Source organism: Sphingomonas sp. PvP056 (assembly GCF_040549155.1).
Taxonomy (GTDB): Bacteria; Pseudomonadota; Alphaproteobacteria; order Sphingomonadales; family Sphingomonadaceae; genus Sphingomonas.
In genome coordinates this window covers 597,682-612,966 of record NZ_JBEPST010000002.1, presented here as the reverse complement: position 1 = coordinate 612,966, position 15,285 = coordinate 597,682, and the positions used below count along the sequence as shown (strand labels likewise).

Here is a 15,285-nt window from a genome sequence, read left to right as displayed (position 1 = left end):
CGACCTGCACAACGCCGGGCGCGCCGGATGGGGCCGGGCTCCTTCGGAATAATGGCGTCGCTGGTCGCGCGTCACATCTTGCCGACACAAGCCCTTGATGCACGGCCGCTTCCCCGTCACCATACCGTAATGCGCACCCTTCCCCTCCTCGCCCTGGCGATCCTCGCCACCCCCGCCTTCGCCCAGAATGCCACCCCGCAAGCCCCCGACCCGGCCCGCCTCAAGGCCAGCGTCGAAAAGCTCGTCAGCTTCGGGACGCGCCACACGCTCTCCTCCGCCGACGATCCCGTCCGCGGGATCGGTGCGGCGCGCAAATGGGCAGGCGGCGAACTCACCCGCATCGCGGATGGCTGCAACGGCTGCATCACCGTCGCCAACATCGCGCAGACCGTCACCAACCCGCGCGCGCCCAACGGGGCCAACATCGTCGACGTGCTCGGCTTCCAGCAGGGGCTCGACCCCAAGCGTGTCGTTATCGTCGGCGCGCATATCGACAGCCGCGTCACCGACGTGATGGACATCACCAAGGATGCCCCCGGCGCGAACGACGACGCGTCGGGCGTGGCGCTGGTGCTCGAGGCGGCACGCCTGTTGTCGAAGGAGAAATTCCGCGCGACGATCGTCTACGCGGTGTTCACCGGCGAGGAACAGGGGTTGCTCGGCGCGACGCTGCTCGCCGACACCGCGAAGCAGCGCGGCTGGACCGTCTCGGCAATGCTCAACAACGACATCGTCGGCAATACGGTCGGCCAGAACGGCGTGCGCGTCGCCGATCGGGTGCGCGTCTTCTCGGAAGGCATCCGCGCGTCGGAGGATCTCCCCGCGCAGATCGCGCGGCGTGGCAATGGCGGCGAGGACGACGGCCCCTCGCGGAGTCTCGCAAAGGCGATTGACGGCGTCGCGCAAGGAATCCCCGGCGGGCTCGACGTGATGCTCGACCGCCGCCCGGATCGGTTCGGGCGCGGCGGCGATCATGAGCCGTTCCTCAAACTCGGCTATCCCGCGGTGCGCTTCTCGGTCGCCGCCGAGAATTATACGCAGCAACATCAGGACCTGCGTACCGAGAATGGCGTCGTCTACGGCGACACCGTCGACAAGATGGACTTCCCCTATCTCGCGAAAGTCACCGCGATCAACGTCGCGACAATCCGCCGCATCGCCGCCGCCCCCGCCGCGCCGACCGGCGTCACGATCGCGGGCGCGCTCGCGACGGATACGACGGTCAAGTGGGAGCCGGTCGCAGGCGCGGTGCGCTACCGCGTGCATTACCGCCGCAACGACGTGCAGGACTGGCAGAAAACGGTCGAGGTGGCGGCACCCGCGGTTACCGCTGTACTGAAGGACGTGATCGTCGACGACACGTTCGTCGGCGTCGGCGCAGTCGGCGCGGATGGCGCGGAGAGTCTGGTGACGTTCGCCGGGCCAGAACCGCGCAAACGCTGAGGCTGCCCGGTAGCGCCACGCCCACGGGGTGATCGCTTCCCCAACTACGTTCGCTTCCCCGGCGAAGGCCGGGGCCCAGTAGAGGGCGGTTCATGGCGGCGGCCGCGCTTCGCTTCTGCGACCTTCACTACTGGGCCCCGGCCTTCGCCGGGGAAGCGCACGTATGTGGGATACGGCAAACTCTGGTAGCGCGACGCCCACCAGGTAATCGCCTCCCGCCCAACCCTTACCCCTTCCCCGGCGAAGGCCGGGGCCCAGTCGAGGGCCGGTTATCGCGGCGGCAGCGCTCCGTTGCGGCGACCTTCGCGACTGGGCCCCGGCCTTCGCCGGGGAAGCGTAAAGGAGTAGGGATGGATGGGCAGGCCTGCCGCGGTCAAACTACGATCGCGACCGCCGCCGCGCCCGCACCCGCTTGCGATACCGCGGTGCGGCCACCGCTTCCGGAGAGCCATAAGACGCGCCGCTCTGTACCGTCACAACGCTGCTCCCCCCGGCCTCATACCGCCGCGCAGCCCCGCCGAGATACGCCCCGTTGGTCGCATAACTGGTCACGCCACCGCGCGAGACGACCAGCGGCATCACGACCACCGGCGGATCGTCCACTGAACCATAGCCGCCATTCCGCTCGGCGCGGTCGGCCGCATCCCGCACGATCTCGCCCGCATCCACATACACCGGCGGTGCCGCATCCTGTTGCGGTGCCGGCGCACGCGTCCGTTGCGCCTCGCCCGCGGTCGCGCCGAACAGCGCCGCCATCGTCACCGCCAAAACACCCAGACGTACCATCACATCACTCCCAGCAACGCCTGCGTGCCGGAGGAACGTGAAACTTCGGTAAACCCCCGTGCCTGTCAGCCCGCGATCCGCGGCGCGAGCAACGCCATCAGCGCCTCGCACCCGGCGGCATCCTGCGCGTCGAACCGCGCCGCGCTCGGGCTGTCGAGATCGAGCACGCCGATCAACCGGCCCTCATGCACGATCGGCACGACCAGTTCGGACCGGCTCGCCGCGTCGCACGCGATATGCCCCGGGAAGGCGTGGACGTCCTCGACCAGCTGCGTCTCCAGCGTCTTCGCCGCCGCCCCGCACACCCCGTCGCCGACCGCGATGCGGATGCACGCGGGCTTGCCGAGGAACGGCCCGACGACGAGCTCGCCCGCGACCATCCGGTAGAAGCCCGACCAGTTGAGATCGGGGAGATATTGCGCAATCAGCGCCGCTGCATTCGCCATGTTGGCGATCGCATCGTGCTCGCCATCGGTCAGCGCGTCGAGCGCGGCGTGCAGGTCGCGATAGAGTTCGGCCTTGGAGTCCGCGGACACCGCAAATTCGTACATCGTCTTCTCCGTCGCGCGGCTGGCCTGCGCGCGCGTCCGCTCTTGGCAAAGCGCGACGCGCGGAACAACCTCCCTGTCCTCGCACGACTGCCAATCGACCCGCCCGCGCCTTTGGATTAGGAGCACCCCATGGTCGCCATCCCCGTCACCCGCTCGATCAGCATCGACAGCGAAGAATTGCAGGAATCGTTCACCCGCGCGGGCGGCCCCGGCGGGCAGCACGTCAACACCACCGACAGCGCGGTGCTGCTTCGCTTCGACGTCGGCGCGTGTCCGACGCTGCCCGATGCGGTCAAGAACCGGCTCGCGGTGCTCGCGGGATCGCGACTGACGCGCGAGGGCGTGCTGGTGCTGCGCAGCGAAGGCGCGCGGTCACAGTTGCTCAACCGTCAGGAAGTGCGCGAGCGGCTGCTCGACATGATCCGCGAAGCCACGATCGTCCCCAAGCGCCGCCGCCCGACCAAGCCGTCCAAGGCCGCCAAGACCCGGCGGATGGAGGGAAAGACCAAGCGCGGCACGGTCAAGTCGCTGCGCGGTCGGGTGACGGATTGACGGGTCGCGTGGCCCTCGACTGCCCAAAACCCTCTTTACCCGTTCGTGCTGAGTAGCGACCGAGTAGCCCCCTTGGGGCGTATCGAGGGCGCGTATCGAAGCACCGTTCCGCGCGCCACCCGTCCTTCGATACGCCGCTTCGAATTTGCTCAGCAGCACCTCAGGACGAACGGGGGGCGGGCAAAACAGTCCGCGCCAATCAGCCCTCGCTAAACCCCGCCGCCAGGAACCGCTCGGGGAGCGGCGCCTTCGCCACGATCGGCTCCTTGCCCGCGCGCGGGATCGTCAGTTCGGCGGCGTGGAGCAAGGTCTGCCCCCCGCCCTTGCCATAGACCGGATCGCCCACGACCGGCGCGCCGAGCCCTTCCAGCGCATGCACGCGGATCTGATGCGTACGACCGGTTTCTGGAATGAACTCAACGAAGCTGCGACCGTCCTTCACAGACAATAGCCGCCATGCCGTGCGCGACGGCTTGCTGCCCTTCGCCCCCTGCGGATCACCGACCATGCGCCAGCCGTCCTCGACCGTGCTGACCTTGGCCAGCGCCAGATCGATCAGCCCGCTGGCCCCCTCGACCCCGTCGCCAATCACGCCGTCGAGCACCGCGAGATAGCGCTTGCGCACCAGCCCCTGCTCGAACGCCTGTTGCAGCTTGGCGTGCGCCTTGGGGTTGCGCGACAGCAGCAGGCAGCCCGACGTATCGCGGTCAAGCCGGTGGACCGGGACCGGCCAGCGCTTGAACCCGAAGGTCAGCCCGTCGAGGTGGTTTTCGAGGCTCAGCGAACCGTCGCGGGGACGGTCGACCGGGAGCCCGGCGGGCTTGTCGATGACGAGCGCCTCGCCGTCGAGGAAGAGTACATGATTTACCAGCATGCGCGCCTCTTGCCACCGCAAGCCCCGTCATGCCAGTGCCGCCGCGGCACCGGGCAGCGAGAAGACGTGTTTTGCGGAAATTCAAGTCGGCGGTGATCGCCGCAGCGGCGCTCGCGCCGGTTGTCGTCCCGCCCTCCGCAAGTGCGGCTCCGCGCGCGCCCGAACCCGCCGTGCTGGTCGCGGCGGCGGATGGCCGAATGCTCGGGCATTTGCCGTACGGCGATGTTCCGACAGGAGAATTGGTCGCGGTTCCGGCGGGGTTCTCGGTCGGCGCGACCTGTCGCCTCAACCGCGCGGTGCTGCCCGATCTGGAGCGGCTGCGCACCGCCGCCGCCGATACCCCCGGCGTTGGCAACACCCTGCGCGGCATTTCCTGCCATCGCAGCATCGCGCACCAGACCGCGGTTTTCTGTCACGGCGCGCATCACGCGGCGTGCGTCGACGCGATCGACCGGGCCCGCTCGGTCGCGCCGCCGGGCTATAGCGAACATGCCACGGGCTATGCGATCGACTTCGGCCTCCGCCCGACGCGTGCGTGTCCCGACGTCAATTACTGTTTCGCCTCAACCCCCGCGGGGCAATGGCTGCTCGCGCATGCGTCGGACTACGGCTTCGAACTGTCGTTTCCTGCGGGCAACGCACAAGGGGTGACGTGGGAGCCCTGGCACTGGCGCTGGGTCGGAACCGGGCCGGATGTCCCGGGAGCCGCCGCCGCGCGATCGTTGTTCGCGCGGGCACGCAGTACGTTTCCCGCCCGCCCCGCCGCGCGCGACGTCCGGGCGGCCAATGCGGCGGTCGTGCCGGTGCCGGTCGGCAGGCTCGCCCACGCCGCCGTGCCCCTGCCCGACATCAGTCGAGCAAGGGTCCGCCGTCGATAGTGTTTCCCTGCGAAAGCAGGGATCCAGGGTAACGAACGCTGCCGCCCGCAACCCTGGGCTCCTGCTTTCGCAGGAGAACAAGTGGCACTAAACTCCCGAACGACCTCAGAACTTTCCGGCCAACGAGACGCCGATGATGCGCGGATCGTTGTACACGGCGGCGTTGTAATTCTCGATCACGCCCTTGAGGTTCTTCTCGTTGGTCAGGTTCCGCACGAACACCGCGAGTTCGTACTTGTTGTCCGGCGCGACATAGCCCGCCTTGAGGCCGGCCTCGAACGTGCCGTCCGAGGTGAACTCGGCGGTCTTGTACAGCACGAAGCTGGTATACCCCTGCACATTGGCATCGCCCGCCAGGAACAGCGACCCGCCATTGCCAAGCGGCACGTCGTAGCGTGTGGTCCCATTGAACTGATATTTCGGCGCGTTGGGCAATGGGTTGCCGTCGATCTGCGCAAAGGTGTTCGCCCCCACACGGATCGTCGGGTCCTGCACCGTGCAGGTGATCACGCCGCCGAGGATGCAGGCCTGCGCATAGACGCGCGGATCGTTGATCTCGGTGTGGAGCACGCTGCCGCCGAGTCCCAGCGTCAACTGGCGCACCGGACGCCACGTCAGCTCCGCCTCGCCGCCCCACGCCTTCGCCTTGTCCGCGTTGAACAGCACACCGTTGCCGAACGAGTCGTTGCCGTTCAGCTGGATGTCGCTGACTTCATAATAGAAGCCGGTCGCGTTGAAGCGCAGCGTGTTGCCGAACAGGTTCGACTTCACGCCCGCTTCATACGACATGATCGTCTCGGAATTGGCGGTGGTGAAGTCCGCATTGAACACCGCCGACCGGCCCTGGATCGTCGGCCCGCGGAAGCCGCGCGCGACGCGGGCATAGACGCTGACGTTGCGGTCGAACTGGTACAGCGCGCTCGCGTCCCAGCTCGGCTGCGTGTCCGACAGGCGGACGTAGCGACGCCCGGTGTAGCTCGATACGCCCGCCGCATTGGCGTTGGCGACGAGCAGACGGGTCGACTTTGTGTCGTTGGTGACGCGCACGCCGCCGGTCAGCGTCAGCTTCGGCACGATCTCGTAGCTCACCTGCCCGAAGCCGGCGTAGGAGGTGTTGATGTCGCGCAGCAGCACGCGGTTGTTGGGGTTGGGGCGCGTGCCGTTGAGATCGGGCTGCGTCAGGAACACCCCGCGCTGCGCGAATTCGGTGATGTCGCGGGAGTCGAAGTAGATGCCGCCGATCTGCCACTTGAACCGCCCTGTGCCGTCGTCCGACAGCCGGACTTCCTGCGTCAGCTGGTCTAGATCGCGGATCCGGCCCTGGCTCTCGCCATAGAAGCGCGTCCCCGCAAAGTTGGTCGCAGCACCGCCGTCGGTGTCGCCACGGCTGTAGCCCGACGTCGTCTCCCACGCGCTGATCGAGGTGAGCACCACGCCGCCAAAATCGTTCTTGAGGTTCAGCGATCCGCCATAGGTCTTGTACGCCTGCGGGTTGTTCGCCGCCTCGTCGAGCGCGACCGACGCGCGCGGCGCGGCGCTGACGTCGTTCGACCCACGCTTCAGGGCACCGCGATGGAAGATCGTCGAGGTGCCGCTGTAATCGCGCGCATGCGCCGACAACAGGCCGGTGAAGCCGGTGTCGGGCGGGGTCAGCATCAGCTGGACGCGGACGTCGCGCTCATCGAAGCCGCCGAGCTTGTCCTTGCCGCCGACGGTGCCGTCCGCGCTGACGCCGATGTAGGTGTTGTCGACCCAGTTATCGCGGTGCTGGACCAGCCCCGACACGCGGAACGACAGCACGTCCTTGACGATCGGCCCGCCCACGCCAGCGTCGAGCGTCGCGGTATTGTAGCTGCCGTAGGACGCCGACGCGCGGCCGTGGAACTCGTCGGTCGGGCGGTTGGTGTCGAACTTGATGATGCCCGCGGTCGTGTTGCGACCGAACAGCGTCCCCTGCGGGCCGCGCAGCACTTCGACCTGGCGGACGTCGAACACCGGGTTGGACTTGAGCACGACATGCTCAAGCACGACGTCGTCCTGGATGATCGATACCGGCTGCGACGCGCCAAGATAGAAATCGATGTTGCCGAGGCCGCGGATGTAGAAGCGCGGGAAGATGCGCCCGGTGGTGGTCTCGGCGTAAAGGCCGGGCACGCGGTTGGCGAGTTCGAGCACATCGCCGCCGCCGGTCTGGAACGCGCGCAGATCGTCACCGCCGACGACGCCGACCGAGATCGGCACCTTCTGCAAATTCTCGGTGCGGCGCTCGGCGGTCACGACGATGTCGCCCAGGCCCTCCTCGGTTGCGGCAGCACCCACCGTTGCGGTCGCGGTCGCGGCAGGTTCGCTCGCGGTTTGCGCCCAGGCAGCACCTGTCGCGAACAGCGCGGTGCCTGCGGCTCCCGCCAGCAGCAGCGACTTTACGACGGTCTTGTTCACAAATAGTCCCCTTGATCGTACCCGGAGCACCGCAGACCGACATCGCTGCGAACACCCGCGGTGTCGCATCCAGGTCGGTTCGGTCTGAGTGGCAGCGCTTCCCCGTCGGCGGCGCTAGGGACGGATTGTTGCTGATTCATGACAAAGCATGGCCAAACAAGGGCATAAGCTCAGGTCTGCGATCGACTGTTGCCCGGATGCACCACCTCCGCATCGCCATCAGGGGTCGACGCGACCGGACCGGTAACGATAGAGACCAAGCGATGACCGAACGCCCTGCCCTGCTCGCCGTCGACGACGCGCTCACCCGCCTGCACGCCCTTGCACCGAAAATCGCAGCTGAAACTGTCCCGCTGCGCGCCGCCGCGGGGCGCTGGGCGGCGGCGGACGTCGTCGCGCGCCGGACCCAGCCCGCGCGCGACCTGTCCGCGATGGACGGCTATGCGGTTCGCTTCGACGATCTCGGCGGCCCCCTGCGCTTGATCGGCGAAAGCGCCGCGGGGCACCCGTTCGACCACCCGATCGGCGCGGGCGAGACGGTCCGCATCTTCACCGGTGCAGCTCTCCCGCCCGGCGCGGACGCCGTGCTGGTCCAGGAGGAAGCCGCACGGGAGGGGGACGAGGTCCGCCTCGCAGGCGACGGGCCGGTCCGCGGCGGCAACATCCGCCGAGCCGGGATCGACTTCGCGCAGGACCAGACGCTGATCGCGACCGGCGACCGGCTGACCCCGGCGCGGATCGCGCTGGCGGCGAGCGGCGGTTACGGGACGCTCAGCGTCGCGCGGCGGATCCGTGTCGCGATCGTCGCGAGCGGCGACGAACTCACCCTGCCGGGCGCGCCGCTCAGCGACCGGACCTTGCCGGAATCGAACGGCGTCATGCTCGCGGCGATGCTGGCGGACCTGCCCGTCGACGTCGTCGATCTCGGCATCCTGCCCGACCGGCTCGACACGATCACCGAGGCGTTTCGCACCGTCGAAGCCGACATTCTCGTCACCACCGGCGGCGCGTCGGTCGGCGATCACGACCTGATCCGCCCAGCGCTGGCGGCGGCGGGCGGATCGATCGACTTCTGGCGGATCGCACTCCGCCCGGGCAAGCCGATGCTCGCGGGCAAGATCGGCGAGATGCTCGTGCTCGGCCTGCCCGGCAATCCGGTGTCCGCTTATGTTACCGCGGCCATCTTCCTCAAACCCGTGATCGCCGCCATGTCGGGCGCCCGCGAACCGTCGCCGACCGCTTACCCCGCGATCCTCGGCGCACCGCTGCGCGCCAACGACCGCCGTCAGGATTACATGCGCGCCGTCACCCGCGACGGGCGCGTCTATGTTGCCGACAGCCAGGATTCGTCGCTACTCGCGACGCTCGCCTGCGCGGACTGCATGATCGTCCGCGCACCGTTCGCCCCGGCGGCCGATGCGGGCGACTCGGTGGAAATCCTGCCGATCGCTTGACGTCCATCTTTATGTTCCGTATAGGTTCGTCGTCTGTTCCGACGAAAGGGCCCGGAATGCTAACGCGCAAACAGCATGAGTTGATCTGCTTCATCAACGACCGGCTGGAGGAGACGGGAGTCTCGCCCTCGTTCGAGGAAATGAAGGAAGCACTCGATTTGAAATCCAAGTCGGGCGTCCACCGCCTGATCAGTGCGCTGGAAGAACGCGCATTCATCCGCCGCCTGCCCAATCGGGCACGCGCGCTGGAAGTGCTCAAGATGCCCGAACGCGGCACCAACGCCCCGGCCAAGGCAGCACCGGAAACGGCACCGGCCAGCCCGCGCGTCGTCCCACAGCCTGCCAATGACGTGATCGAAATTCCGCTCCATGGCCGGATCGCCGCTGGTGTTCCGATCGAGGCGTTCGAGGGCGCGTCGATGCTGTCGGTGCCGGCTGCACTGCTCGGTGGTGGCGAACATTATGCGCTCGAGGTCGCCGGGGATTCGATGGTCGAGGCTGGCATCCTCGATGGCGACTATGCGCTGATCAAGCGTCAGGAGATCGCGCGCGACGGCGAGATCGTCGTGGCTTTGATCGACGACAGCGAAGCGACGCTCAAGTTCTTCCGCCGTGAAGGGGCGATGGTCCGGCTCGATCCGGCCAACCGCGCCTATGATCCGCAGCGGTACAAGCCTGCTCAGGTCCGCGTGCAGGGCAAGCTGGCCGGGTTGCTGCGCCGCTACGACTGATCATCGGCGGATCGCCGCCGCCCGAAGCGATGTCGACGCGCTGGCTTTGCGCTACGTGGGTCGGGCGGCATGATCCAGGGGTGTGCGTCGCCCGGGTGGCGCACCGTCCGGATGGTCGGTCGACGGCTGGCGAAGGCGGTCAACGCCAGAGCCTGTCGCGGAAAGGTGATCGCCACCCCGCCGGTCCGCGCCAGCAAGCTCCTGTCTAGCCGCAACCAGCGCGGGCGACAGCGACGCGGCAGCCAGCGATCGCTGATCACGATATCTGCGGCAGCACAGGCCCGGACCAGATCTTCGATCGGAACCGCATAGGCGCTCCGCGTCGCCAGCACGGTCCATTGCCGCGTTCCGACGGTTCTCACCGCCATGCACAGATCCCGACTGCACCGCGCATCCCGCTGATCCGACCACAGCACTGGCAAGCCCGCGACGCCGCCGCCCTGCGCCAGCATGTCGGCGGTATAGTCGCCGGTCCTGTCGCGCAGCAGCGCAACGTCACCCGCTCGCGTCCGGATCGCCACATGGCGTCCGTCCCCGGTCACCAGCAGGTCGGGCGCAGGCGTGACGATCGCCCACGCCGCACCGATCACGAACGGCACGATCCCCAGCCGTCGCCAGTGCGTCCGCCACAGCGCGATCCAGATCCCGCCAATCGCCATCGCGGCAAATGCGCCCCCCGGCATCGCGGGCAACGGCGCGACCGAACCGGGGATCGCCGCCGTCGTGCGGGCAATCCACAACAGCAGCTCGAGCGACATCCGCGTCGCCCACCACAAGGGTGCGCCCAACCCGATCGTGTCGAACAACAGCGCCGCTGCCTCCAGCGGCATGATCACGAACGTCGTCAACGGGATCGCACAGATATTGGCGACGGCGCCGTAAATGCCCGCTTTCTGGAAATGATAGAGCGAGATCGGCAGCAGCGCGGCCTCAACAACCAGTCCGGTCAGCAGCAACGCACCGATACTGCGCGCAACACGGTTGAGGCGCGGTTCCTCGCGCGCCGCGACCAGCGCACGGATGCCCGGGTGATCGTTCCACGCGATGATCGCCACGACCGCCGCGAACGAAAGCTGGAAGCTCGGCCCGGCGAGCGATTCCGGGTATAGCAACAACACGACGAGCGCGCCCGCTGCGACCAGGCGCAGCGTCAGCGCCTCCCGCCCCAACGCCAAAGCGATCAGCACGCACAGCGCCGCGACGCACGACCGGATCGTCGGCACCTCCGCCCCGGTCAGCATCGTGTACCCGATCGCGACCAGCGCGCCCGCCGCCCCCGCCACCAATGGCAACCTCCAGCGCAGCGCCAGCCACGGGATCAGCGCCAATAACCGCGTCACGACGATCATCGTCGCCGCAACCGCAGCGGTGATGTGCAACCCGCTGACCGACAGCAGATGCGCCAGCCCGGAACGGCGCATCGCCTCGGTATCGGCGAGCGGGATCGATCCCTGGTCGCCCGTCGCGAGCGCCGCTGCGATGCCCCCCGCCCCGCCGCCACCCGCACGCGCCTGGATATGCCCGGACAGATCCGCGCGCAGCCCGGGAAGGATCGACGGTCGCCCCGGCGCGACGATCGCTACCGGCGCAAAACCTCGACCAGTCGCGCCGATTCCGTCGAACCACGCGGTGCGCGCATAATCATACGCCCCCGGCACCGAAGGCTCGGGCGGCGGCAACAGGCGGGCCGACAGCCGCAACACCGCACCCGGCCCCAGCCCGGCGGGGACATCGACCGTGGCGAGATTGATCCGCAGATGCTTTGGCAGAACCGGCAGCGGCCGACCGCTCGCATTGGGCCCCGCGATGACGGCAAGCGGCGCCAACCGAAGCCGCACCAGATCCCGCGCCGGCAACGGCTCGATCCGTTCGACGCGCGCGACGAACGTCGCGATCGTCGGACGCTGCAGAACGGAATGCGCGACGCGCTCCGACCGCCACCAGATCAGGCCGATCCCCAGCGCCACGGCAAGCGCCGCGACCCCAAGGCTGCGCGCCGCGCGACCGTATCGCCCGAGCGCTGCACAGCCGAGGCCAACCGACAGCGCGACCAGCATCGCGATCTGCCAATCCGCGCGGCTCGGCAACAGGAACCACAGGGTGATCCCGGACCCCAGCATCACCGGCAACCACAAGGGAAGCTGGTCGCGTTCCGCCTCCAGCCACCGTTCGAACGTGTCCGCCATACCGCGTCCAGCAACGAAAAATTGCGACAGCCACCAGCGCACCCCGGTTTGAAGCGTGGCAAAGCGCGTGCTAGGGGCGCTGCAGGCTGATCCGGCCATCGAATTTCTAGTCTGGGAGTATGCGCGGTTGAGCGCAATCACTGAAACCACCACAACGACCGACGGCACGCCCGACGTTTCCGCCGGTACCGTGGTTACGCGCTTCGCGCCGTCGCCGACCGGCTTCCTCCACATCGGGGGCGCGCGCACGGCGCTGTTCAACTGGCTGTACGCGCGGCATCATGGCGGGCGGTTCCTGCTGCGGATCGAGGATACCGACCGCGCCCGCTCGACGCAGCCCGCGATCGACGCGATCCTCACGTCGCTGCGCTGGCTCGGGCTCGATTGGGACGGCGACGAAGTGTATCAGTCGGCCCGCGCCGATCGTCACGCCAAAGTCGCGCACCGCATGGTCGAGCATGGCCACGCTTATCGCTGCTACCTGACGCCCGAGGAACTCGCCGCGATGCGCGCCGAGGCCGAAGCTGCGAAGAAGCCGCTGCGCGTCCGCAGCCCGTGGCGCGACAAGGCTGCCGAAGCCGACGACAGCCGCCCGTTCGTCGTCCGCCTCAAGGCGCCGACCGAAGGCGCGGTGACGATCGAGGATCGCGTCCAGGGATCGGTCACCGTGCAGAATGCGGAACTGGACGATCTCGTCCTGCTTCGGTCTGACGGTACGCCGACCTATATGCTCGCGGTCGTTGTCGACGATCACGACATGGGCGTGACGCACGTGATTCGCGGTGACGATCATCTCAACAACGCTTTCCGCCAATTGCCGATCATCCGCGCGATGCAGCAAATCGAAGGCGGTTGGCCCGATCCCGTTTATGCACACATCCCGCTGATCCACGGGTCGGACGGCGCGAAACTGTCCAAGCGCCACGGCGCGGTCGGCGTGGAATATTATCGTGACGAACTCGGCATGTTGCCCGAGGCGCTCGACAATTATTTGCTGCGTCTGGGTTGGGGGCATGGTGATGACGAGATCATCAGCCGTACCCAGGCAGTCGAATGGTTCGATCTCGCCGGAGTCGGCAAGTCGCCGTCGCGCTTCGACTTCAAGAAGCTCGAGAATCTGAACGGCCAGTACATTCGCGTCGCAGACGATGCACGGCTTGCCGCGCTCGTGGCCGATCGGCTTGATTTCACGGCAACGGACCAGCAACGCGAACTTCTCGGCCGAAGCATGGCATCGCTCAAGCCCCGCGCGGCCGATCTGCTCGATCTGGCGAACGGGGCCGCCTTCCTGTTTCGAAAACGCCCGCTGGAAATGGATCGGGATGCCTCCGCGCTCGTTTCCGGTGATGCTCCCAAGCTCCTCGCCCGGCTCCACGCAGCGCTTGACGCGCTCGAACGCTGGGATACGGAGAGCCTCGAAACTGCGGTACGGCAGGTCGCCGATGACGCAGGGGTCAAACTCGGGCAAGTCGCGCAGCCGCTGCGCGCTGCGCTCACCGGGCGGAAAACCTCCCCCGGAATCTTCGATGTGCTCGACCTGCTCGGGCGCGACGAAAGTCTTGGTCGCATCGCCGACCAGATGATCGCTTAAGTCACGAAAGGACAACCGATGACCGACACCGCCAAGCTGAGCGCCGCCGGCAAGGACCTCGATCTCAAGGTCATGCACGGCAGCGTCGGTCCCGACGTGCTCGATATCCGTAAGCTCTATGCGCAAACGGGTATGTTCACCTACGATCCGGGCTTCACCTCGACCGCAAGCTGCGATTCCGCGATCACCTATATCGATGGTGACGAAGGCGTCCTGCTCCACCGCGGCTATCCGATCGGCCAGCTGGCCGAGCAGTCGAGCTTCATGGAAGTGTGCCACCTCCTCCTCAACGGCGAACTGCCGACCCAGGACGAGCTCGACAAGTTCAGCTACACGATCAGCCGCCACACGATGCTGCACGAACAGCTCGCGACCTTCTATCGTGGCTTCCGTCGCGATGCGCATCCGATGGCGATCATGTGCGGCGTCGTCGGCGCGCTGTCGGCCTTCTACCAGGACTCGGCGGACATCACCGATCCGCAGCAGCGCATGATCGCGAGCCATCGCCTCATCGCCAAGATGCCGACGATCGCTGCGATGGCGTATAAATACTCCATCGGCCAGCCGTTCATGCACCCCAAGAACAACCTGAGCTACACCGGCAACTTCCTGCAGATGACCTTCGGCGTCCCCGCGGAAGAATATGTGGTGAACCCGGTGGTCGAAAAGGCGATGGACCGGATCTTCATCCTCCACGCCGATCACGAGCAGAACGCGTCGACCTCGACCGTCCGTCTCGCCGGCTCGTCGGGCGCCAATCCGTTCGCGTGCATCGCGGCCGGCATCGCCTGCCTGTGGGGCCCGGCGCATGGCGGCGCCAATGAAGCCGCGCTCAACATGCTGCGCGAGATCGGCACCGTCGATCGCATCCCCGAGTATATCGCGCGCGCCAAGGACAAGAACGATCCGTTCCGCCTGATGGGCTTCGGACACCGCGTCTACAAGAACTACGATCCGCGTGCGACCGTGATGCAGCAGACCGTGCGCGAAGTGCTCGGCGAGCTGGGCGTGACCGATCCGGTGTTCGACGTCGCGATCGCGCTCGAGGAAATGGCGCTCAGCGATCCGTACTTCATCGAGAAGAAGCTGTTCCCGAACGTCGATTTCTATTCGGGCGTGATCCTCTCGGCGATCGGTTTCCCGACGACGATGTTCACCGCATTGTTCGCGCTCGCCCGCACCGTCGGCTGGGTCGCCCAGTGGAACGAGATGATCTCGGATCCGGAGCAGAAGATCGGTCGTCCGCGGCAGCTCTACACCGGCCCGACGCAGCGCGATTACGTTGCGCTCGGCGACCGTAAGTGAAGACCCTGGTGGCCCTTGTCGGCGTGCTTGCCACGCTGATGGGGCTGCTGTGGATCGGTCAGGGGCTCGGGCTGGTGCATTGGCCGGCGTCGAGCTTCATGATCGCACAGACCCAATGGGCTGTGTACGGCGCGATCCTCGCGGCGATCGGTGTGGCCGCACTCTGGTGGTCGCGCCGCTGACTTCTTCTTCAAGCCCCTCCCCTTCAGGGGAGGGGCTATTCAACCAACGTCACGCCTCCTCCGCCACCTTCAGCGTCGCCGCATTCTTGCTTTTTGTGGATTGGTCAGGGGCTCGGGCTGGTGCATCGGCCGGCATCGAACTTCACGATCGCGCACGCCCGATTGGCTGTGTACGGCGCAGTGCTCACGGCGATCGGTGTGGCCGCACTCTGGTGGTCGCGCCGCTAGAACCTTCTTCTCAAGCCCCTCCCCTTCAGGGGAGGGGTTGGGGGTGGGGCAGTCCAGCAGAGACCAACGTGCGTATTCGCGGCAC

Annotated in this window: 13 protein-coding genes; 8 read left to right on the top strand and 5 right to left on the bottom strand. The window is 67.3% G+C overall.

All coding sequences use genetic code 11. The features are described from left to right. Window positions 1-129: 129 nt before the first annotated feature. A complete protein-coding gene (locus ABIC17_RS07115; protein ID WP_354280398.1) occupies window positions 130-1,443 on the top strand; it encodes a M20/M25/M40 family metallo-hydrolase in 1,314 nt (437 codons plus the stop codon). A gap of 378 nt (window positions 1,444-1,821) precedes the next feature. Here ABIC17_RS07115 and ABIC17_RS07110 read toward each other — a convergent pair whose 3' ends face one another. Both ABIC17_RS07110 and msrC read right to left on the bottom strand, forming a co-directional pair. Then, window positions 1,822-2,229 carry a hypothetical protein gene (locus tag ABIC17_RS07110; protein WP_354280396.1) on the bottom strand — a complete coding sequence of 136 codons (408 nt, stop codon included), beginning with the start codon at window positions 2,227-2,229 and terminating at the stop codon, window positions 1,822-1,824. A gap of 65 nt (window positions 2,230-2,294) precedes the next feature. Then, window positions 2,295-2,780 carry a free L-methionine (R)-S-oxide reductase MsrC gene (msrC, locus tag ABIC17_RS07105; protein WP_131529871.1) on the bottom strand — a complete coding sequence of 162 codons (486 nt, stop codon included), beginning with the start codon at window positions 2,778-2,780 and terminating at the stop codon, window positions 2,295-2,297. Window positions 2,781-2,909: 129 nt separating this feature from the next. Between msrC and arfB the strand changes: the two genes are divergently transcribed. After that, the gene (gene arfB / locus ABIC17_RS07100; protein ID WP_131528881.1) at window positions 2,910-3,332 is read left to right on the top strand and encodes an alternative ribosome rescue aminoacyl-tRNA hydrolase ArfB; all 423 of its coding nucleotides are present in this window, start codon (window positions 2,910-2,912) and stop codon (window positions 3,330-3,332) included. A gap of 199 nt (window positions 3,333-3,531) precedes the next feature. Here the strand turns inward: arfB and ABIC17_RS07095 are convergent, their stop codons facing one another. After that, complete coding sequence (locus tag ABIC17_RS07095) at window positions 3,532-4,206, bottom strand: RluA family pseudouridine synthase (RefSeq protein WP_354280394.1); 675 nt, start codon at window positions 4,204-4,206, stop codon at window positions 3,532-3,534. Window positions 4,207-4,277: 71 nt separating this feature from the next. On the opposite strand from ABIC17_RS07095, the gene ABIC17_RS07090 reads away from it, so the two are divergent. Next, the gene (locus ABIC17_RS07090; RefSeq protein ID WP_354280392.1) at window positions 4,278-5,084 is read left to right on the top strand and encodes a M15 family metallopeptidase; all 807 of its coding nucleotides are present in this window, start codon (window positions 4,278-4,280) and stop codon (window positions 5,082-5,084) included. A 105-nt stretch (window positions 5,085-5,189) separates the two neighbouring features. Here the strand turns inward: ABIC17_RS07090 and ABIC17_RS07085 are convergent, their stop codons facing one another. Continuing rightward, window positions 5,190-7,523, bottom strand: coding sequence for a TonB-dependent receptor (locus ABIC17_RS07085; RefSeq protein WP_354280390.1), 2,334 nt, complete (start codon window positions 7,521-7,523; stop codon window positions 5,190-5,192). Between the two features lie 263 nt (window positions 7,524-7,786). Here ABIC17_RS07085 and ABIC17_RS07080 point away from each other — a divergent pair, with 263 nt between their 5' ends. Then, a complete protein-coding gene (locus tag ABIC17_RS07080; protein ID WP_354280388.1) occupies window positions 7,787-8,977 on the top strand; it encodes a molybdopterin molybdotransferase MoeA in 1,191 nt (396 codons plus the stop codon). Window positions 8,978-9,033: 56 nt separating this feature from the next. Continuing rightward, window positions 9,034-9,708: a transcriptional repressor LexA gene (gene lexA, locus ABIC17_RS07075; RefSeq protein WP_354280386.1), complete on the top strand. Its 675-nt coding sequence runs from the start codon at window positions 9,034-9,036 to the stop codon at window positions 9,706-9,708. On the opposite strand, the gene ABIC17_RS07070 is transcribed toward lexA, so the two are convergent. After that, a complete protein-coding gene (locus ABIC17_RS07070) occupies window positions 9,699-11,894 on the bottom strand; it encodes a ComEC/Rec2 family competence protein (protein ID WP_354280384.1) in 2,196 nt (731 codons plus the stop codon). The two genes, lexA and ABIC17_RS07070, sit on opposite strands and share 10 nt — an antisense overlap. Window positions 11,895-12,030: 136 nt before the next feature. Here ABIC17_RS07070 and gltX point away from each other — a divergent pair, with 136 nt between their 5' ends. From gltX to ABIC17_RS07055, 3 genes are read left to right on the top strand one after another with little or no spacing between them, the layout of a single operon-like run. Then, window positions 12,031-13,485: a glutamate--tRNA ligase gene (gene gltX, locus ABIC17_RS07065; RefSeq protein WP_354280611.1), complete on the top strand. Its 1,455-nt coding sequence runs from the start codon at window positions 12,031-12,033 to the stop codon at window positions 13,483-13,485. 18 nt (window positions 13,486-13,503) lie between these two features. Beyond that, entirely contained in the window at window positions 13,504-14,790 is a 1,287-nt protein-coding gene (gltA, locus tag ABIC17_RS07060; RefSeq protein ID WP_354280383.1) for a citrate synthase, read from the top strand. After that, window positions 14,787-14,972, top strand: coding sequence for a hypothetical protein (locus ABIC17_RS07055; protein ID WP_354280381.1), 186 nt, complete (start codon window positions 14,787-14,789; stop codon window positions 14,970-14,972). Before gltA ends, ABIC17_RS07055 begins: the two co-directional genes overlap by 4 nt. Window positions 14,973-15,285: the final 313 nt, after the last annotated feature.